Origin of the sequence: Ferrimonas balearica (genome assembly GCF_019802055.1) — a bacterium.
GTDB classification, from domain to species: Bacteria; Pseudomonadota; Gammaproteobacteria; order Enterobacterales; family Shewanellaceae; genus Ferrimonas; species Ferrimonas balearica_A.
On sequence record NZ_JAHVHW010000004.1, the window covers coordinates 342,837 to 362,366 of the forward strand.

Consider the following 19,530-nt stretch of genomic DNA (forward strand, 5'->3'; position numbering starts at 1 on the left):
GCGTAAAACCAGAGTGACAGGACACAAAAAAGGGCGCGACTGCGCCCTTCTCTCTGCTCATACCGACGGCAATTAATGCTCCCGGGTCTTATGGAAGACGATATCCGGGTAGCGCTCCTGGGTCAGGTTGAGGTTCACCATGGTCGGGGCGATGTAGGTGAGGTTGTCACCACCGTCCAGAGCCAGGTTGGTAGACGCTTTACGGCGGAACTCGTCCAGCTTCTTGGCATCGCTGCACTCCACCCAACGGGCGGTCGCCACGTTGATCGGCTCGTACACCGCTTCCACCTTGTACTCGGACTTTAGACGGGCCACTACCACGTCAAACTGCAGCACCCCAACCGCGCCAACGATCAGGTCGTTGTTGTCGATGGGACGGAAGACCTGCACTGCACCCTCTTCAGAGAGCTGTACCAGACCTTTAAGCAGCTGCTTCTGCTTCAGCGGATCCTTCAGACGGATACGACGGAACATCTCCGGCGCAAAGTTCGGGATCCCGGTGAACTTGAACTTTTCACCCTGAGAGAAGGTGTCACCAATCTGGATGGTGCCGTGGTTGTGCAGACCGATGATGTCGCCCGGGAAGGCTTCCTCCGCGTGGGAACGGTCGCCCGCCATAAAGGTCACCGCATCGGAGATGCTGACGTCTTTACCCAGACGCACATGGTGCATCTTCATGCCCTTGGTGTATTTGCCGGAGCAGATGCGCATAAAGGCGATGCGGTCACGGTGCTTGGGATCCATATTGGCCTGGATCTTAAACACGAAGCCGGAGAACTTCTCTTCGTTCGCTTCCACCTCACGCTCATCGGTCGTACGGGGCTGCGGTGCCGGTGCCCACTCGGTCAGGCCATCCAGCATGTGGTCCACGCCGAAGTTACCCAGTGCGGTACCGAAAAAGACCGGAGTCAGATCACCGGACAGGAACAGCTCCAGATCAAACTCGTTGGACGCGCCGCGCACCAGCTCCAGCTCATCACGCAGCTGTGCCGCCAACTCGTCGCTGACCACCTGATCCAGCTCCGGGTTGTCCAGGCCCTTGATGATGCGCACTTCCTGAATGGTGTGACCCTGGCCGGTCTGGTACAGGATGGTTTCATCACGGTACAGGTGGTACACGCCCTTGAACTCTTTACCGCAGCCGATGGGCCAGGTGATGGGCGCACACATGATCTTGAGCTCGTTCTCCACCTCGTCCAACAGCTCCATCGGGTCACGGATGTCCCGGTCCAGCTTGTTCATAAAGGTGAGGATGGGCGTGTCGCGCAGACGGGTCACTTCCATCAGCTTGCGGGTACGATCTTCCACACCCTTGGCGGCGTCGATCACCATCAGACAGGAATCCACCGCCGTCAGGGTGCGGTAGGTGTCTTCGGAGAAGTCTTCGTGTCCGGGGGTATCCAGCAGGTTGACCAGCGCCTCGTTGTAGGGGAACTGCATCACGGAGGTGGTCACGGAGATACCACGCTCCTTCTCCATCTCCATCCAGTCGGATTTGGCATGCTGACCTGAACCACGGCCCTTAACGGTACCGGCTTTCTGCAGCGCGTGTCCGAACAGCAGCACCTTCTCGGTGATGGTGGTCTTACCGGCGTCCGGGTGAGAGATGATGGCGAAGGTCCGGCGCTTCGCCACTTCCTGGGCGTGTTGACTCATTGGATCACTTAATCTGGTTGAAGGGCCTGATGGCGGAAAAGACCGCGCATTATAGCGTCACGGAGAGTGTAGAAAAAGGGACCTAGTCCGACGAACGCGGGATCCAGCCCAACGCCCCCATCACCCAGGCCCCCAAAGCCAGGTATCCGGTGGCCATCAGCATCTGCCCGATTCGCAGAATCAGCTTGGTACTGGCCTCGCCGCCACCGGAAAAGGTGGTGGAGCCGATCAGGATCAACAGGGTGGTAAAACCGGTGGCAAACACCTTGCCCTTCGGCGAGGTAAAGATCGCCTGGCCAAACAGCAGCGCCGTCAGCCACATCAGCAGGACAAAGAAGATCCACGTGGGGACGGCCACCAGCAGGTTGTAGAACAGCATCGCCGCGGCCCCGCCAACCAGGTTCGCCACAATCATCCCCAGACCCGCTTTGCTGCCCGCCGCCAGTCCGGGGCTCTGACTGAGAATGGCCACAAGAATCAATACCAGCAGATCCCCGGAGCGATCGGTCAGATAGAAAAACAGCAGCAGCGGCAGCACCAGCAGGGTGCTGAGCCAGGCATTGCGGTAGGCCTCCGCTTCCGAAGGCAGCACCGGAGGCGTCGGCTTCGGCGCCGGACCGGAGGGGATCCAGGCATAAAACAGCGCGCAGAGCGCCAGCGCGATGGCGAGGGAACCAAGAAAACCCAAGGCAAACCCAATGGCCAGGTTTCGCCCCATCAGCCCCAGCGAGGGAAACATCAGAATGGCGATCAGCAGCATCACCACAATCAGCGGATTCATCCCCCGCTCCGCCCGATAAAAAGTGAGGAACAGCAGCAGTGTCTGCAATGGAACAAACATCAGGGCATAGGGCAGCAGCGCCACCAGCCCAATACCAACCGCGAAAGTAAACGCGACAGCGAGCAGAAGTTTGGAGTAGGCCCCATGAGGAAGACGCACACCGGGGGGCCCCAGCAGCATGGCGACAAAGATCGGGGTGATCATCGACAGGCTCCACTCAAAGCTCGCCGCCAATATCATCGCCGTCGCCACACCGGTGCCAAACCGAAAGATGGCACGCTGACGCCAGTAGCCCGGGCCGTGCTGTTCAACCAGAGTGTCAGTAGACATAGCTGATCAGGCTCAACAAACGGATCCAGGCCTTACCTATCCAGTAGAGAAAGCCCGATGACTCGGTGTAAACGATGACATCCGCCTGCCCCCCTTCCCGCTGAAAACCCCGGCTCTCCTCATCGGCAAAGCGAATCAGAACCGGAAACCGCTCCGGGTCACGCAGCCAGCCGGTGGTGGTTACCGGATCCTGCAGAGTGCCCACGCTACTGCCGGTTTCAAACTGAACACCGTAGCTGACGGACACCACTTCCCCTTTGATCACCCGTCCCGGGGCGGCATCCAGCACCATCTCCACTTCGTTGCCAGGCTCAATATGCTCCAGGTTGTTTTCCCGCAGATAGGCCTCCACCCACACATCCCGGGTCGAGATAAAGGTCATCAGGGGCTGGCCGGGATTGGCGTAATACCCGACGTCGTAACGCAGGTTGGAAACCAGCCCAAGGCGGGGCGCTTTGATTTCGGTGTTTTCCAGGTCCAGTCTGGCCTGGCCCAGCGCGGTCAGCGCCCGCTGCACTTTCGGGTTGCGTTCATCGTCGATGCCCGCCTGCTGCTTGGCCACCTCCAGGTCCGCCTGCGCTTTATCCACGCCAGCCTGCGCATTACTCAACTGAGCCCGGGCCCTATCCACATCGGTCTGGGAGACGTAGCCCTCCTCCGCAACCGCCAGTATTCGTGCCACATCGGCCTTGATGTTATTCAGGTTGGTGACCGCTTCAATCAGACGGGCCTGAGCAGAGGCCACATTGGCCGTGCCCGCGCCCACCTCCTGTCCCGCCAGAGCCAGCTCTGCCTCCGCTTTTCGCACCGCCAACTGGTAGCGCTCGCGCTCGATGCGCAGCAACACCTCCCCCTGCTCCACCACCTGGTTGTTGACCACCAGTATTTCATCAATGCGCCCGGCAACCTGACTGGCAACCGGCAACACATAGGCCCTGACCCGGGCATTGTCAGTACTGGGTGTGTAGCGCTCCGCCCCCAGATACCAGGCAAAGATGAGAGCGCAAAGCAGCAGCAACGTCAGGGAGGTGTTGCGCACCAGTTTGCCCGCAGACGCATCACTTTCAGGGGCTGGGCTCTCAACGTCGTGGTCGGTTTTCGGTTTTTCACTCATCGGGGCGCTCCCCTTCAGCAGGGGCTTCCGATTCGACGGCAAGCCCCGCTCCGGTGAGCCAGGCTTCTAGCAGGGTGTAGCCGAGCGCCAATACTACGGCCCCAACAAACAGGCCAATAATGCCGGACAGCATCATGCCGCCGATGGCACCCAGCAGAATCACCAGTGTCGGCACGTTCAGGCCCTTACCAAGCAGCAGCGGCTTGAGCAGTCCGTCACTGGCACTGACCAGAATGGCCCAAACGGTAAACAGGATGGCAGGCATGCCGGAGGAAACCGAAAATACGTAGGCGATCACCGGTCCCAGCACCAGAATGGGGGGCAGTTGTGCAATGGCGAGAATCAGGATCAGCAGAGTCCACAGCCCGGTAAAGGGGACGCCCATCAGCGCCATACCCAGTCCCGCCGCCATCGCCTGAATAAAGGCCACACCCAAGACGCCCTGGGCCACGCTGCGGACCGTCTTCGCCGCCATCTCCGGCAGAGGGGAGTTGGGGTGTCCGGTCACCCGATCGGCCATCAACTGAACCCCCTTGCCACAGGCGGGCCCGGTAGCCATAAAGACACCACTGATCAGGATCGAAAACGTAAACATGGCGACAGTGGAAAGCACCCCACCGAAGGTCTGGAGTACGGTGGTCAGATGTTGCTTAAGCGATTCGGCATGGGCACTAAGGAACCGCTCCAGGTTATGCGATGCCAGCTGCCAGGCCTCAAACGCTTTCTCACCAACCAAAGGCCACTCGCGAACCTGAGTGGTGGGCGGAGGAACGGTAAAGGTCTCCGCCTCCAGCTGTTGAGCCACATCACTGGCCCCGCCCAGCATGGCGCCTGCCACAAAGAAGGTAGGCACCAACAGGATGGAGAGGGCCAGCAGCGTGATCAGGGTTGCCGACCACTTTGGTTTGCCCCCCAATTGGACGGAAAGTTTGAGATGCAGGGGGTAAAGGGCAACGGCCAGGATCGCCCCCCACAATACCGGCATAAAGAAGGGGCGAATGATCTGAAAACACCAGATTAGCAGGATCAGAATCAGGCCAAACTTGATGAGCGCTTCAATCACCTCACGCTCAATCTGACGGTTGTCTGGAGAGGGAGTCATGGCGCCTCCTAAGTGCACCCGGTGATGACCCCTAAACATAGTAAACAGAATGGTTTTTTGCTGACCACAACGGAAAACGCCACCCCTTGGGGTGGCGTTCTTCAATGGGCCGGAACTTACTCTGCGGCTGGCTCTGCCGACTGCATCGCTTCCTCAGCAATCTCCCGCATCTCGACCAGGGCGTAGCGGTGCTCCACAAACTCGTAGATGTTGGTGGCCAGCGCCAGTTTATAGAGGTTCACCGCCTCTTGCGGGCGACCCTCCTGACGCGCTTTCTTGCCCAGATAGAAATAGGCTTCGCACAGGCGCTCGGCAAAAGCCCGCTGGCTTTCGACCCCTTGCCGGCTGCTGGCCAGCAGGGCATTGGGTTCGATCCGGTTCAGGAAGAGATCCACCAGACCGGTTGCCCAGTCACTGTCTTCCAGTTGAGTCCGATTGTAGCTGAGCCGGGCCTGGGCCCCCTCGGGATCGGTCTTCAACTCAGCCAGATAGAGCCAGATTACCCGGTAGGGGTCGTTCTGGTCATCCAGGTAGAAGGTTTCCAGATCCGACACCGCCAAAGCGGGGCGGCCACCGTAATAGAGGGCGATACCCCGGTTCAGGTAGGCGTAGCTGTAGGCCGGGTCCAACTCCAGTACGGCATCAAAGGCCTCATAGGCCTGATCAAACTCCTGGGACTGGGTGTAATAGATCCCCATGAAGTTGTAGATATCCGGAATGTCCGGCCGCAACTGCAGGGCTCGGGTAAAATCGATTCGGGCCAGGGTGCGCAGCCCAACACGGTCGTAGCTAATCGCGCGCTCATAGAGAAAGCGGGCACGTTGGTCATCCGTAAGGTCAGGGACCTGAAGCAGCTCCGTCAACTTGGCCAATGCAATTTCGAGCTGTTGGTCCGGCTGTTGCGGCGTGACCAGCGGCAGCACTGCGGATCCACCATCCACGCCGTTGCCGGTAGTGGCACAACCACCCAGAACCAGGCTCAATGCAGCGACCAGCGGTATCCATCGTTTTTGGGTCATAGTGTTTGGTTCCTTACCTGGACCAGATTGCCTTCCAGTCTAACCCAGAAGGCTGAATAAAAAGGGAGCCCAAGGCTCCCTTTTTTTCAGTCTTTTCAGGATTACTCTGCGGCCGGCTTGGCAGCAGCTTCCTTCATGGACAGACGGATGCGGCCCTGACGGTCCACTTCAATCACCTTAACGTCCACTTCCTGACCCATCTCCAGGTGGTCGGAGACGTTGTTCACGCGCTCTTCGCAGATCTGGGAGATGTGTACCAGGCCATCTTTGCCCGGCAGGATGTTAACGAAGGCACCGAAGTCTACGATGCGAACCACTTTACCTTTGTAGATGCGACCCTCTTCCACATCGGAGGTGATCTCTTCGATGCGACGGATCGCTTCGGCAGCAGCAGCACCGTCGGTGGAAGCCACCTTCACAGTACCGTCATCTTCGATCTCGATGGTGGTGCCGGTCTCTTCGGTCAGTGCACGGATGGTGGCGCCACCTTTACCGATCACTTCGCGGATCTTGTCCGGGTGGATCTTGATGGTGGTGATGCGCGGCGCATGCATGGACAGCTCAGAGCGCGGAGCCGGCAGAGCTTCGTCCATCACACCCAGGATGTGAACACGAGCTTCGTTGGCCTGCTTCAGAGCGATCTGCATGATCTCCTGAGTGATGCCTTCGATCTTGATGTCCATCTGCAGTGCGGTCACACCTTCACGGGTACCGGCCACTTTGAAGTCCATGTCACCCAGGTGGTCTTCGTCGCCCAGGATGTCAGACAGAACCACGAAGTCTTCACCCTCTTTCACCAGACCCATGGCGATACCGGCAACGGAAGCCTTGATCGGCACACCCGCGTCCATCAGAGCCAGAGAGGTACCACACACGGAAGCCATGGAGGAGGAACCGTTGGACTCGGTGATCTCGGAAACCACACGCACGGTGTAGGGGAACTCTTCGGCGGTCGGCATTACGGCCTGAACACCACGCTTAGCCAGCTTACCGTGGCCGATTTCGCGACGCTTCGGAGAGCCGATAAAGCCGGTTTCACCCACACAGAACGGAGGGAAGTTGTAGTGCAGCATGAAGCGGTCGGTACGCTCGCCGATCAGTTCGTCGATGATCTGACCGTCACGCTCGGTGCCCAGGGTGGCCGCAACCAGCGCCTGAGTTTCACCACGGGTAAACAGGGCGGAACCGTGAGTACGGGGCAGAACGCCCGGCAGTACGGACAGGGCACGGACCATCTTGGTGTCACGGCCGTCGATGCGCGGCTCACCACCGATGATGCGGCTACGAACAACGGACTTCTCCAGGCTGCTCAGCAGGTTGGACAGCTCCTGCTCGTCCTGCTCCGGGTTCTCGGCCAGGATGGCGGCCTTAGCGTCAGCCTTAACGGCGTTAACCTTTTCCAGACGAGCCACTTTTTCAGTGATGCGGTAGGCGTCACCCAGACCGGCCTGAGCCAGCTCAGCGACCTTGGCAGCCAGAGTTTCGTTCTTAACCGGAGCGGTCCAATCCCAAGTGGGCTTGCCAGCTTCGGCTTTCAGTTCGTTGATGGCTTGAATCACGGTCTGTTGCGCCTGGTGACCAAACATCACGGCACCCAGCATCACTTCTTCAGACAGTACTTCAGCTTCAGATTCCACCATCAGTACGGCGCTTTCAGTACCGGCAACAACCAGGTCCAGCTTGGAGGTTTTCAGCTCTTCAACGGACGGGTTCAGCAGGTACTCGCCGTCACGGTAACCTACGCGGGCACAGCCAATCGGGCCGTTGAACGGGATACCAGACAGGGCCAGAGCAGCGGAAGTACCGATCATCGCAACCACATCCGGAGAAACGGCAGGCTCAACGGAAACGACAGTGGCGATCACCTGGACTTCGTTCATGAAGCCTTTCGGGAACAGCGGGCGGATCGGACGGTCGATCAGACGCGCGGTCAGAGTCTCACCTTCGCTCGGACGACCTTCACGCTTGAAGAAACCACCCGGGATCTTGCCGGCAGCGTAGGTCTTTTCCTGGTAGTTCACGGTCAGAGGGAAGAAGTCCTGACCAGGCTGAACACTTTTCTTACCGACCACAGTTACCAGAACAGTGGTGTCGCCCATGCTGGCGAGAACGGCTGCGTCTGCCTGACGGGCAATGACGCCGGTTTCCAGGGTGACCGTATGCTGGCCGTAAGGGAAGCTCTTAATAACGGGATTCACTGTCGATTCCTTAATGCGTTTTTTACCTTGAAATTCGCCCGTTAGTATACTTCAAACACCGCCGAAAGATAGGCGAGTTTTGCCCGTCCCCTTCAGCGTTTGTACAGGCAAAAGAAAAGGGCGCCCGGAGGCGCCCTTTTCCCAAACTTGGCTTCGACTTAGCGACGCAGACCCAGCTTGGCAATCAGCTCTTGGTAGCGAGCAACATCTTTGCGCTTCAGGTAGTCCAGCATGTTACGACGCTGGGCAACCATACGCAGCAGACCGCGACGGCTGTGGTGGTCGTGGATGTGCTGCTTGAAGTGGCCTTGCAGGTGGTTGATCTGGGCGGTCAGCAGGGCAACCTGAACTTCCGGGGAACCGGTGTCGTTCTCGCCGCGGCCGAATTCAGCCAGGATCTTAGCTTTAGCTTCTGCGCTTAGTGACATAGTCATATCTCCAAAAAAACGTAAATGGCCTCCGGCCGATCACTAACTCAGCACGGAGGCGGGGGATTGTAGCGGGTTAGCCGGTCCGGCTCAACCCTGCTGCAAATTGATCAGGCGTTTCGGTGCCACCAGGCCATCGTCGTCGATGGCGCCGAGGCCGATAAACGCCCGTTGCTCGCCCACAGTCAGGCGAACGGAGCCCTCCTGAGGGGCGCCAGGGATCTGCACCGGCTGACCCTGCAGCAGGTAGCTGGCCACCAGCTCGTTCATGTTCACCTCGGGCAGGGTTGCCACGGCGGTGTCCATCGGCAGCAGCAGCGGGTCCAGCAGCTCCTTGGGTTTGCGATCCTGATCCAGCGCCTGGTCCAGCAGGTTCTGGATCTGCTCCAGCGTCACCATGCGGGCATAGGGGTAACCGGCCACCTGGGTACGACGCAGGAAGATCACATGGGCGCCACAGCCCAGTACCTCACCCAGGTCATCAACGATGGTCCGGATGTAGGTGCCCTTGGAACAGTGCACATCCAGCTCCACCTCGTCGCCGTCAAAGCGGAGCAGCTCCAGCTCATAGACGTTGATCGGGCGAGCTTCGCGAGGCACTTCGATGCCTTCACGGGCGTACTTGTACAGGGGTTGGCCCTGGTACTTCAGCGCCGAATACATGGAAGGCACCTGCATGGTTTCACCACGGAAGCCTTCCAGTGCCTGGTTCAACTGCTCCAGAGTGACATTAACCGGACGCTCGGACACCACTTCACCGTCCGCATCGGAGGTGGTGGTGCGAACGCCAAGCTTGGCCACAACGGTGTAGCGCTTATCCGCATCCAGCAAGTACTGAGAGAACTTGGTGGCTTCCCCCAGGCAGATCGGCAGCATGCCGGTCGCCAGAGGGTCCAGAGCGCCGGTGTGACCGGCTTTCGCGGCGTTGTAGATCCGCTTCACCTTCTGCAAGGCATCGTTGGAGCTGATGCCAGCCGGCTTATCCAGCAGCAGAACGCCATCAACGGGACGGCCGCGAGCACGACGACGAGCCATTACTGCTCCTCCTCGTCTTTGCCGAATTTGTCTGCCTTGGCGTCATCCTCACTGCGAGCCTGACTTACCAGGCTGGCCATGCGGATACCCTCAACCAGGGACTTGTCGTAGGTGAAGCGCAGCTCCGGCATCACGCGCATTTTTACGCGAGAGGCGGTCAGCATGCGGATCTGAGGCGTCAGTTCCAGCAGCGCTTCCATCTGGCGTTTGACCGCTTCCGGACTGTCGTCCAGGAAGGTGACAAACACTTTGGCGTATCCCATATCGCGGGACACTTCCACTTCGTTTACCGTCACCATGCCGAGGCGCTCATCGCGGATCTCGCGCTGCATGATCATCGCCAGTTCACGCTGAAGTTGCTGGCCGACACGGCGGGTACGACTGAATTCTCTTGCCATAATCTTCCACCAAAAAGAGGGGCCGGAGCCCCTCTTATTCACCTTACAGGGTGCGTTTCACTTCGACGGTTTCGAACACTTCAATCTGGTCGCCTACGCGAACGTCGTTGTAGTTCTTCACGCCGATACCACATTCCATGCCGTTACGGACATCCGCGACGTCATCCTTAAAGCGACGCAGGGACTCCAGCTCGCCTTCATAGATAACCACGTTGTCACGCAGTACGCGGATGGGGGCGTTACGCTTAACCACACCCTCAGTCACCATACAGCCGGCAACCGCGCCGATCTTCGGAGACTTGAACACGTCACGTACTTCGGCCAGACCGATGATCTCCTGCTTGAACTCAGGCGCCAGCATACCGCTCATCGCCTGCTTCACTTCGTCGATCAAATCATAGATCACGCTGTAGTAGCGCAGGTCCAGATTCTCGTTGTCCACGGTCTTACGGGCAACAGAGTCAGCACGGACGTTGAAGCCCACGATGATGGCGTTGGAAGCCGCAGCCAGAGAGGCGTCGGTTTCGGTGATACCACCCACACCACGGCCGATGATGTTCACCTTCACTTCGTCGGTGGACAGCTTCAGCAGGGAGTCGGCAATCGCTTCCAGAGAGCCCTGTACGTCGGCTTTCAGTACCACGTTCAGTTCGGACACATCGCCTTCGGTCATGTTGGTGAACATGTTCTCCAGCTTGGCCTTCTGCTGACGCGCCAGCTTCACTTCGCGGAACTTGCCCTGACGGTGCAGTGCCACTTCGCGAGCTTTCTTCTCGTCACGTACCACGGTGGCTTCGTCACCGGCTGCCGGAACACCGGACAGACCCAGGATTTCAACCGGAATGGACGGGCCAGCTTCTTCGATGGACTGACCGTTCTCATCGCGCATGGCACGAACGCGGCCATACTCCAGACCACACAGAACGATGTCACCCTGACGCAGAGTACCTTCCTGAACCAGTACGGAAGCAACCGGACCGCGACCTTTGTCCAAACGGGACTCGATCACGACGCCACGGGCCATGCCCTCTTTGCGGGCGGTCAGTTCCAGAACTTCGGATTGCAGCAGGATGCCTTCCAGCAGTTCGTCGATGCCCATACCGGACTTGGCGGATACGTGAACAAACATGTGTTCACCACCCCAGTCTTCCGGGATCACTTCGTGCTGAGCCAGTTCGTTCTTAACACGATCCGGATCCGCCGCTTCCTTATCCATCTTGTTCACGGCCACAACCAGCGGTACACCCGCGGCTTTGGCGTGCTGAATCGCTTCGATGGTCTGCGGCATTACGCCGTCATCGGCCGCCACAACCAGTACCACGATGTCAGTGGCCTGAGCACCACGAGCACGCATGCTGGTAAACGCAGCGTGACCAGGGGTATCCAGGAAGGTGATCATGCCGGTATCGGTTTCTACGTGGTAGGCACCGATGTGCTGGGTAATACCACCGGCTTCGCCAGCAGCAACCTTGGCACGACGGATGTAGTCCAGCAGAGAGGTTTTACCGTGGTCAACGTGACCCATGATGGTCACTACCGGTGCACGCTCAACGGTATCCGCCTCGGTGTCACGATCGGCCATCAGCGCATCTTCGAGTTCGTTCTCGTTGCGCAGAACCACCTTGTGACCCATCTCCTCAGCCACCAGCTGAGCGGTTTCCTGATCAATCACCTGGTTGATGGTCACCATGGTGCCCATCTTCATCATGGTCTTGATCACTTCGGTCGCTTTTACGGCCATCTTGTTGGCCAGCTCGGCCACGGTGATGGTCTCGCCAATCACGACATCGCGAACCACTTTGTCAGCGGGCTTCTGGAAGCCGTGCTGCATGGTGGACGGGGCTTTAACGCCACGCTTGCCACGGCCGCCACGACGGTCATTACGACCACCCGGGCCTTTGTCGCCAGCGGCTTTCTTCTTACGACGAGGACCGCTACGCTCGGCACGAGCGTCCTGCTGGTCTTCCGCCGCACGAGCAGCCGCAGAGGTGGTTACATGGTAATCCGCGCTCTCCAGCTCCTTACGCTTGGCTTCCTCTTCGGCCCAGCGCTGGGCGTTTTCTTCCGCCAGACGCTTGGCCTCTTCGGCCTTGGCCTGGGCCAGCTCTTCAGCCTTACGTGCTGCTTCGGCTTCTTGGGCTTTTAACAATGCTTCTGCCTCTTTCTTGGCTTGCTCTTCCGCGGCCTTGGTGGCCGGGTCGGCTTTTGCCTCGTCCGCCGCACGCTTCGCTTCAGCGTCGCGCTTGGCTTTTTCGGCCGCGTCACGCTTGGCTTTTTCTTCAGCCTCGCGCTTCGCTTGTTGTTCCGCGTCACGCTTGGCTTTTTCTTCAGCCTCACGCTTCGCCTGTTCTTCAGCTTCACGCTGGGCCAGTTCTTCGGCCTCACGCTTCGCCTGCTCATCGTCCAGCGCGCTACGCTTGACGTAGGTGCGCTTCTTACGCACCTCTACCTGTACGGACTTGCTCTTGCCACCGCCGCTGGCCACGCTCAGGGTTGAGCGGGTCTTGCGCTGCAGGGTCATACGAGTGGGCTCGGATTTGCCGCCGTGTTGCTCAGAGAGGTGAGTCAGCAGTGTCTGCTTCTCATCCTCGCTGACTGCGTCACCGGCTTTTTTGCTGACCCCTGCTTCGGCAAACTGGGCCAGAAGGCGATCAACCGGCTTGCCAACTTCGGCTGCCAGCGCTTCTACCGTTTTCGCTGTCATTCTTACTATTCCTCCGTTGATCGAATCAGGCTTCGTCTCCGAACCAGCAGATGTTACGTGCGGCCATGATCAGCTCGCCCGCTTTCTCTTCGCTCAGTTCTTCGATATCGCTCAGATCGTCAATGCCCTGATCCGCCAGATCTTCGAGAGTCACCACACCGCGGCTGGCCAGTACGTAGGCCAGGTGGCGCTCCATCCCCTCAAGGTTCAGCAGGTCCTCTGCCGGCTCGGCGCCGTCCAGGGCCTCTTCAGAAGCCAGAGCACGAGTGGTCAATGCCGCTTTAGCACGCTCACGCAGTGCTTCAACGATATCTTCGTCCAGACCCTCAATCTCCAGCAGTTCGTTAACCGGTACGTAGGCGATCTCTTCCAGGCTGGTGAAGCCTTCGTCCACCAGAACACCGGCGAACTCTTCGTCGATGTCCAGGGACTCAACGAACTGGGTGACCAGCTTGGTGGATTCCGCCTGATGCTTCTCCTGCATCTCTTCGGTGGTCATGACGTTCAGTTCCCAACCGGTTACCTGGGAAGCCAGACGTACGTTTTGACCGTTGCGGCCGATAGCCTGAGCCAGGCTGTCTTTCTCTACCGCAACATCCATGGACCTGGCGTCTTCATCTACCACGATAGAGGAAACGTCCGCCGGGGCCATGGCGTTGATCACGTACTGCGCAGTGTTGTCATTCCACAGCACGATATCGATACGCTCGCCACCGAGTTCGCCGGAAACGGCCTGAACTCGGGCACCGCGCATACCTACACAAGCGCCGACCGGATCGATGCGCTTGTCATTGCTCTTCACCGCGATCTTGGCGCGGGAACCCGGATCGCGAGCAGCGCCCACAATCTCGATCATCTCTTCACCGATCTCCGGCACCTCGATGCGGAACAGTTCGATCAGCATCTCAGGACGGGTACGGGACAGGAACAGCTGAGAGCCGCGGGACTCCAGACGTACGGAGTGCAGCAGCGCGCGAACGCGGTCACCCGGACGGAAGTTCTCACGAGGCAGCATCTCTTCACGGAACAGGATGGCATCGGCGTTGTTGCCCAGGTCCACGATGATGGAATCGCGGTTTACCTTTTTCACGACACCGGTAACCAGCTCACCCTCTTTATCCTTGAACTGCTCAACGACCTGGGCACGCTCAGCCTCGCGCACTTTCTGCACGATAACCTGCTTCGCGGTCTGGGTAGTGATGCGGTCGAAGGTGATGGATTCGATCTGCTCTTCAACAAAATCGCCCACCTGGATGGACTCATCCTCTTCCATGGCACGAGCAGAGGACAGGTACACCTGCCGGGTCGGAACCTCCATCTCGGCGTCGTCTTCGATCACTTCCCAACGACGGAAGGTGTCGAATTCACCGGTCTTCTGATCGATGGCAACGCGAACGTCGATCTCGATCTCGTGCTTTTTCTTGGTTGCGGTCGCCAGGGCAAACTCCAGCGCCTCAAAAATTTTCTCCCGGGGCACGGCCTTCTCGTTGGACACCGCCTCGGCAACTAACAGGATCTCTTTGCTCATTGTCAGCCTCGTTTCACCCTGAAATCATTAAAACTTATGGATCACATGGGCTTTCTGCACATTGGGCAGGGCCACTACCTGATCATTCTCATTGTGTCGCAGTGTCACCATGTCGCCTTCAACAGCAACAATCTCTCCCTGCCACTTCCGCTTTCCTTCCATGGGCATATTCAGCACCACGACCGCCTCACTACCCATGTAGCGTTGGTAGTGTTCGGCGGTAAACAGAGGCCGATCCAGCCCGGGAGAAGAAACCTCCAGGTTGTATTCGGTGGTGATGGGATCTTCCACATCCAGCACCGCGCCAACCTGGCGGCTGACGGCAGCACAGTCATCAACTGTGATGCCGTTTTGATGTTCGATAAACAAGCGCAACGTAGAGTGGTTGCCAGCACGCACGTACTGGATACCCCACAGCTCGTAGCCAAGGGCCTCAACGGGCTCTCTCAGCATCTCAGTCAGGCGCTGTTCCATTGTTGACATGGGTTTCCCCTCTAAAACAAAAAAAGGGCTAAAAAGCCCAGTCACCCGACTATCTAGGATAGCCAAACCGAAGAGTACAGATAACAAAAAACCCCGGTTTGAAACGGGGCTTTAGGATGACTGAACCCTGTTCGATGCGCCATGCACATCGGCAGTCCCTTGAGACCACCACCGTCCTCGCCACGGTTTCTTTGTCGATTCGACAAGGCCATCGGCCACGAGGCGGCATCAGAACCGGGCAGTCAGGTTTTGATACCGGAAGATTCCAATTCGGACTCCAATTGAGCAGCGTTTGGAGCGCGTTGCGCCTAAGGCGCTATCGGAAAGTGGTTGCGGGGGCCGGATTTGAACCGACGACCTTCGGGTTATGAGCCCGACGAGCTACCAGGCTGCTCCACCCCGCGTCAAAGTCGGCGACCAGTATACCCAGATGGCTATCCTGACGCAATATTTTGACTGAAAACCGGACGTTCCAGCTTTCGAAAAATGGTGCCGAGAGCGGGACTTGAACCCGCACGAGCAATGCTCACCACCCCCTCAAGATGGCGTGTCTACCAATTCCACCACCTCGGCACAGAGTTAACTGTTTTTTAATGTGCTCAGTTAGGCACGTCGCCAGCCGGTACATCGGCAGGCTGTTCCACAACGGGAACATTGATTTCGTTCCAATCTTCGGCCGGCTTGGCAGAGTGGGCAGACATGCGACCCAGCACCAGGCTCAGTACGAAGAATGCGGTCGCCAAAATGGCGGTCGCACGGGTCAGGAAGTTACCTGAACCACTGGAACCAAACAGAGTGGCAGATGCACCGGCGCCAAAAGAGGCTCCCATGCTGGCACCCTGGCCCTGCTGAATCAGTACCAGGCCAATAATGCCCAGCGCCACCAACAGGTAAACAACCATCAGAATCTCGAACATCTTCGCTCATTCCGCTTCTGAGGCGATGCGACACAGCGTAGTAAACTCGCTGGCATTCAAACTCGCACCGCCGACTAATCCACCGTCGACATCCGGCTGGGAGAACAGGTCAGCCGCATTGCTGGCTTTAACACTGCCACCGTACAGGATCCGAATGTTCTCACCGATATAGGGCGACACTTCAGACAAACGCCGACGGATGAAAGCGTGCACTTCCTGAGCTTGCTCAGGGGTGGCGCTCTTACCGGTACCAATGGCCCAGAGAGGCTCATAGGCAATCACCGCGTTATCGAAAGCCAGGGTACCGTGTTTTTTAATCACGGCGTCCAACTCTCCGGCAATCACCTCAAAGGTGCGGTTCGCTTCGCGAGCCGGGAGGGACTCCCCAACACAGAGAATCGGAGTTAATCCCATCTTCTGTGCCATGGCGAATTTATCCGCCACGATATCGCTGGTCTCTCCGTACATACGACGGCGTTCGGAGTGACCGATGATAACATAGCTGCAGCCGAATTCTTTAAGCATTTTACCGGAGATTTCGCCGGTATAAGCGCCGAATTCGTGGTGGCTCAGATTCTGGCCACCCAGACGAATCATGCAGTCGGAAAGCGTTTCCCGGCTGGCTTCGTACTGTTTCTGCACGCCATCCAAGTAGATGCTTGGCGGACACAGGACCACCTCAACGGAATCGTCCTTAAGCTGTTGAAACTTGTCAAACAGCTCTGTCGCCAGTTGTAGACTACCATCCATTTTCCAGTTGGCAGCCACCATAGGGCGTCTCAAGGCCATACGCATCTCCTTCGAAAGCGGGCGAGATAATATCGAACTGATCTTTCAGTGACAAGAGCCAGCGTTAAGATTTCCTGTCTTGATGGCTTGTTCGCTGAAACATTATGCAATGCGGGTGAAATTCCCCCGCTTTTGAACCCAATGACGGGAGCAGGCTCACCCGCTCCCTTCTAAAACGGTAAGAGGGGGCCCTTAACGATGGCCCCGCACCGCCTGCCACACCATCAGGGCATCACGCATCGCAGCCACGTCATGCACCCGAAGTATCTGCGCGCCCTGCTGAGCCGCCAGTAGCGATGCTGTCACACTGCCCACAACCCGCTCCTCAACGGCGCGGCCGAGCAGGTCGCCAATCATCCGCTTTCGTGACAGGCCGATCAACAACGGCAAGCCCAGCGCCTGGAGGGGGGCCAGATCCGCCAACAGACGATAGTTGTGTTCAAGGGTTTTGCCAAAGCCAAACCCGGGGTCCAGAATCAGCCGATTTCTGGCAATCCCCTGTGCCTCACATGCTGCCACTCGCTCTGACAGGAAGGAACCAATCTCCCCAAACAGATCCTGGTAATGGGGATCATCCTGCATAGAGCGTGGCTGGCCCTGCATGTGCATCAGACAGATCAGTGCATCGGTTTGAGCTGCCGCCTCCACCGCACCCGGCTCTCTCAGCGCACGCACATCATTGATGATATCGGCGCCTGCCGCTACCGCCTGACGCATCACTTCCGCCTTCGAGGTGTCGATGGAGATAAGGATGTCGTCGCTCAGCTGTGCGCGCAGCCCGCGGATAACCGGAATGGTGCGGGCCAATTCCTCTTCAAGCCGGACATCGGCCGCCCCCGGGCGGGTGGACTCACCGCCGATATCCAGAATGGCGGCGCCCTCCTCCACCAACTTCAGGCCGTGGGCGATGGCCGCGTCGGTCTGATGATGGTGTCCGCCATCGGAGAAGGAGTCGGGGGTCACATTGACGATGCCCATAATGCGGGGCTCGGAGAGATCCAGCACCCGCTGACCGCATTGCATCTTCATTTTTGATTCTTCCTCAAACAAAAAACCCCGCCAGGCGGGGTTTTCAGATAGGTCAGCCTTACTTGGCCGGGGCTTCGCTGCCCTTGTCCGCGCTGGCGTCGGCTTTCACTGCTACCGGTTCAACCTGTGCATCAGTGTCATCCGCCTTGGCGCCACCGGACGGGGTATCGTTACCCGCGTCGTCGTCGCTCCAGTCAGCCGGCGGGCGTACATCGCGACGCTCCATCAGATCATCAATCTGTTTGGCATCGATGGTCTCGTACTTCATCAGCGCATCGGTCATGGAATGCAGAATATCCATGTTCTCGATAAGGATGGTGCGCGCCCGCTGGTAGTTGCGGTCGATGAAGTCCTTCACCTCTTCATCGATCATCTTCGCCGTTTCATCGGACATGTGGCTGGCCTTGGCCATGGAGCGACCCAGGAACACCTCACCATCCTCTTCGGCGTAGTTCATCGGTCCCAGCTTCTCGGACAGACCCCACTGCGTCACCATCTTACGGGCAATCTCAGTAGCACGCTCGATGTCGTTGGAGGCACCGGTGGTCACCTTATCATCGCCGTAGATCAACTGCTCTGCGATACGACCGCCATACAAGCTGGAGATCATCGATTCCAGATGCTGCTTGGAGTGGCTCCAACGATCCTGCTCCGGCAGGTACATGGTGACACCCAGAGCACGGCCACGAGGAATGATGGACACCTTATAAACCGGGTCATGTTCCGGCACCATGCGGCCCACAATGGCGTGGCCAGCCTCATGGTAGGCGGTCATCTTCTTCTCGTCCTCAGACATCACCATGGAGCGACGCTCGGCACCCATCATGATCTTGTCCTTGGCTTTCTCGAACTCTTCCATCGCCACCAGGCGCTTGGAAGCACGCGCAGCAAACAGCGCCGCTTCGTTCACCAGGTTGGCCAAGTCCGCGCCGGAAAAGCCCGGCGTACCACGTGCGATTAGCGCGGCGTCCACACCTTCCGCCAGGGGCACTTTACGCATGTGCACCTTAAGGATCTGCTCTCGGCCACGCACGTCCGGAAGGCCGACGGTCACCTGACGGTCGAAACGGCCAGGACGCAGCAGAGCCGGGTCCAGTACATCCGGACGGTTGGTGGCGGCAATGACGATGATGCCTTCGTTACCCTCGAAGCCATCCATCTCAACCAGCATCTGGTTCAGGGTCTGCTCACGCTCATCGTGACCACCACCCAAACCCGCACCACGCTGACGGCCTACCGCATCGATCTCATCGATAAAGATGATGCAGGGGGCAGACTTCTTGGCCTGTTCAAACATGTCACGAACACGGGATGCACCCACACCCACGAACATCTCAACGAAGTCGGAGCCGGAGATGGTAAAGAACGGCACTTTCGCCTCACCGGCAATGGCTTTCGCCAGCAGGGTTTTACCAGTACCCGGCGGGCCCACCATCAGCACACCGGTAGGGATCTTACCGCCCAGCTTCTGGAACTTGCTCGGGTCACGCAGGTAATCCACCAGCTCCGCCACCTCTTCCTTGGCTTCGTCGCAACCGGCCACGTCGGCAAAGGTGGTTTTAATCTGGTCTTCGCTCATCAGGCGGGCCTTGCTCTTGCCGAAGGACATCGCGCCCTTGCCACCGCCGCCCTGCATCTGACGCATAAAGAAGATCCACACGCCGATAAGCAGGAGCATGGGGAACCAGGAGATGAAGATCTGCGCCAGCACGCTGGGTTGCTCCGGCGGCAAGCTCTTAATCTGAACGTTCTGCTTGTACAGGTCGTTGAGCAGATCTTCGTCATAGATAGGCATGTAGGTAACGAACTTTTCGCCGCCACGAGTCTGGCCTTTGATGGTGGTGCCATCGGGCTGGAACTCTACGGAGCCGACCTGTCCGTCATTGATGGCACTGATGAAGGTGCCGTAATCCATGGCATTGTTGGTGCGGGACGAGGGGGAATACCCCTGGAAAACCGTCATCAGCACCACGGCAATCACCAGCCACAGGATCAAATTTTTTGCCATGTCACTCAAGG

General features: G+C 58.4%; 16 protein-coding genes and 2 tRNA genes. All 18 read right to left on the reverse strand.

All coding sequences use genetic code 11. The features are described from left to right. Positions 1 to 72: 72 nt before the first annotated feature. The 18 genes from prfC to ftsH all read right to left on the reverse strand — a co-directional run bounded on the left by prfC (position 73) and on the right by ftsH (position 19,528). On the reverse strand, positions 73 to 1,656 hold the full coding sequence (gene prfC, locus KUV52_RS02475; RefSeq protein ID WP_222524347.1) for a peptide chain release factor 3: 1,584 nt from the start codon (positions 1,654 to 1,656) through the stop codon (positions 73 to 75). Between the two features lie 82 nt (positions 1,657 to 1,738). Continuing rightward, the gene (locus tag KUV52_RS02480; RefSeq protein WP_222524348.1) at positions 1,739 to 2,767 is read right to left on the reverse strand and encodes a DUF2955 domain-containing protein; all 1,029 of its coding nucleotides are present in this window, start codon (positions 2,765 to 2,767) and stop codon (positions 1,739 to 1,741) included. After that, on the reverse strand, positions 2,757 to 3,881 hold the full coding sequence (locus KUV52_RS02485) for an HlyD family secretion protein (RefSeq protein ID WP_261389829.1): 1,125 nt from the start codon (positions 3,879 to 3,881) through the stop codon (positions 2,757 to 2,759). Before KUV52_RS02485 ends, KUV52_RS02480 begins: the two co-directional genes overlap by 11 nt. Next, positions 3,874 to 4,983: an AI-2E family transporter gene (locus KUV52_RS02490; protein ID WP_222524349.1), complete on the reverse strand. Its 1,110-nt coding sequence runs from the start codon at positions 4,981 to 4,983 to the stop codon at positions 3,874 to 3,876. Before KUV52_RS02490 ends, KUV52_RS02485 begins: the two co-directional genes overlap by 8 nt. A gap of 116 nt (positions 4,984 to 5,099) precedes the next feature. Next, complete coding sequence (nlpI, locus tag KUV52_RS02495; RefSeq protein WP_222524350.1) at positions 5,100 to 6,002, reverse strand: lipoprotein NlpI; 903 nt, start codon at positions 6,000 to 6,002, stop codon at positions 5,100 to 5,102. A 101-nt stretch (positions 6,003 to 6,103) separates the two neighbouring features. After that, positions 6,104 to 8,200: a polyribonucleotide nucleotidyltransferase gene (gene pnp, locus KUV52_RS02500; protein ID WP_222524351.1), complete on the reverse strand. Its 2,097-nt coding sequence runs from the start codon at positions 8,198 to 8,200 to the stop codon at positions 6,104 to 6,106. Positions 8,201 to 8,358: 158 nt separating this feature from the next. Continuing rightward, on the reverse strand, positions 8,359 to 8,628 hold the full coding sequence (gene rpsO / locus KUV52_RS02505; protein WP_222524352.1) for a 30S ribosomal protein S15: 270 nt from the start codon (positions 8,626 to 8,628) through the stop codon (positions 8,359 to 8,361). A 90-nt stretch (positions 8,629 to 8,718) separates the two neighbouring features. Continuing rightward, positions 8,719 to 9,663 carry a tRNA pseudouridine(55) synthase TruB gene (gene truB, locus KUV52_RS02510; protein ID WP_222524353.1) on the reverse strand — a complete coding sequence of 315 codons (945 nt, stop codon included), beginning with the start codon at positions 9,661 to 9,663 and terminating at the stop codon, positions 8,719 to 8,721. Continuing rightward, positions 9,663 to 10,061, reverse strand: a complete 399-nt coding sequence (gene rbfA / locus KUV52_RS02515; RefSeq protein ID WP_222524354.1) for a 30S ribosome-binding factor RbfA — start codon at positions 10,059 to 10,061, stop codon at positions 9,663 to 9,665. Before rbfA ends, truB begins: the two co-directional genes overlap by 1 nt. Positions 10,062 to 10,104: 43 nt before the next feature. Beyond that, positions 10,105 to 12,765 (reverse strand): translation initiation factor IF-2, encoded by a 2,661-nt coding sequence (infB, locus tag KUV52_RS02520; protein ID WP_222524355.1) that lies wholly within the window; start codon positions 12,763 to 12,765, stop codon positions 10,105 to 10,107. A 25-nt stretch (positions 12,766 to 12,790) separates the two neighbouring features. After that, the gene (gene nusA / locus KUV52_RS02525; RefSeq protein ID WP_222524356.1) at positions 12,791 to 14,293 is read right to left on the reverse strand and encodes a transcription termination factor NusA; all 1,503 of its coding nucleotides are present in this window, start codon (positions 14,291 to 14,293) and stop codon (positions 12,791 to 12,793) included. A 27-nt stretch (positions 14,294 to 14,320) separates the two neighbouring features. Continuing rightward, positions 14,321 to 14,776, reverse strand: coding sequence for a ribosome maturation factor RimP (gene rimP, locus KUV52_RS02530; protein ID WP_222524357.1), 456 nt, complete (start codon positions 14,774 to 14,776; stop codon positions 14,321 to 14,323). A gap of 327 nt (positions 14,777 to 15,103) precedes the next feature. Beyond that, positions 15,104 to 15,180: transfer RNA gene (locus KUV52_RS02535), tRNA-Met, on the reverse strand. Positions 15,181 to 15,263: 83 nt separating this feature from the next. Continuing rightward, a tRNA-Leu gene (locus KUV52_RS02540) sits at positions 15,264 to 15,349 on the reverse strand. Between the two features lie 26 nt (positions 15,350 to 15,375). Continuing rightward, a complete protein-coding gene (secG, locus tag KUV52_RS02545) occupies positions 15,376 to 15,693 on the reverse strand; it encodes a preprotein translocase subunit SecG (RefSeq protein WP_222524358.1) in 318 nt (105 codons plus the stop codon). 6 nt (positions 15,694 to 15,699) lie between these two features. Continuing rightward, positions 15,700 to 16,482 carry a triose-phosphate isomerase gene (gene tpiA, locus KUV52_RS02550; RefSeq protein ID WP_222524359.1) on the reverse strand — a complete coding sequence of 261 codons (783 nt, stop codon included), beginning with the start codon at positions 16,480 to 16,482 and terminating at the stop codon, positions 15,700 to 15,702. 192 nt (positions 16,483 to 16,674) lie between these two features. Further along, positions 16,675 to 17,505 (reverse strand): dihydropteroate synthase, encoded by an 831-nt coding sequence (gene folP, locus KUV52_RS02555; protein ID WP_222524759.1) that lies wholly within the window; start codon positions 17,503 to 17,505, stop codon positions 16,675 to 16,677. A 64-nt stretch (positions 17,506 to 17,569) separates the two neighbouring features. Next, positions 17,570 to 19,528 carry an ATP-dependent zinc metalloprotease FtsH gene (gene ftsH, locus KUV52_RS02560; RefSeq protein WP_222524360.1) on the reverse strand — a complete coding sequence of 653 codons (1,959 nt, stop codon included), beginning with the start codon at positions 19,526 to 19,528 and terminating at the stop codon, positions 17,570 to 17,572. Positions 19,529 to 19,530 lie beyond the last annotated feature (2 nt).

Bases quoted from the DNA above. Each gene is read 5' to 3' on its own strand.
- infB (WP_222524355.1), bottom strand. From the start codon at position 12,765: ATGACAGCGAAAACGGTAGAAGCGCTGGCAGCCGAAGTTGGCAAGCCG.
- rbfA (WP_222524354.1), bottom strand. From the start codon at position 10,061: ATGGCAAGAGAATTCAGTCGTACCCGCCGTGTCGGCCAGCAACTTCAG.
- rimP (WP_222524357.1), bottom strand. From the start codon at position 14,776: ATGTCAACAATGGAACAGCGCCTGACTGAGATGCTGAGAGAGCCCGTT.
- KUV52_RS02480 (WP_222524348.1), bottom strand. From the start codon at position 2,767: ATGTCTACTGACACTCTGGTTGAACAGCACGGCCCGGGCTACTGGCGT.
- truB (WP_222524353.1), bottom strand. From the start codon at position 9,663: ATGGCTCGTCGTCGTGCTCGCGGCCGTCCCGTTGATGGCGTTCTGCTG.
- secG (WP_222524358.1), bottom strand. From the start codon at position 15,693: ATGTTCGAGATTCTGATGGTTGTTTACCTGTTGGTGGCGCTGGGCATT.
- prfC (WP_222524347.1), bottom strand. From the start codon at position 1,656: ATGAGTCAACACGCCCAGGAAGTGGCGAAGCGCCGGACCTTCGCCATC.
- tpiA (WP_222524359.1), bottom strand. From the start codon at position 16,482: ATGGCCTTGAGACGCCCTATGGTGGCTGCCAACTGGAAAATGGATGGT.
- nusA (WP_222524356.1), bottom strand. From the start codon at position 14,293: ATGAGCAAAGAGATCCTGTTAGTTGCCGAGGCGGTGTCCAACGAGAAG.
- KUV52_RS02490 (WP_222524349.1), bottom strand. From the start codon at position 4,983: ATGACTCCCTCTCCAGACAACCGTCAGATTGAGCGTGAGGTGATTGAA.
- rpsO (WP_222524352.1), bottom strand. From the start codon at position 8,628: ATGTCACTAAGCGCAGAAGCTAAAGCTAAGATCCTGGCTGAATTCGGC.
- KUV52_RS02485 (WP_261389829.1), bottom strand. From the start codon at position 3,881: ATGAGTGAAAAACCGAAAACCGACCACGACGTTGAGAGCCCAGCCCCT.
- folP (WP_222524759.1), bottom strand. From the start codon at position 17,505: ATGCAATGCGGTCAGCGGGTGCTGGATCTCTCCGAGCCCCGCATTATG.
- nlpI (WP_222524350.1), bottom strand. From the start codon at position 6,002: ATGACCCAAAAACGATGGATACCGCTGGTCGCTGCATTGAGCCTGGTT.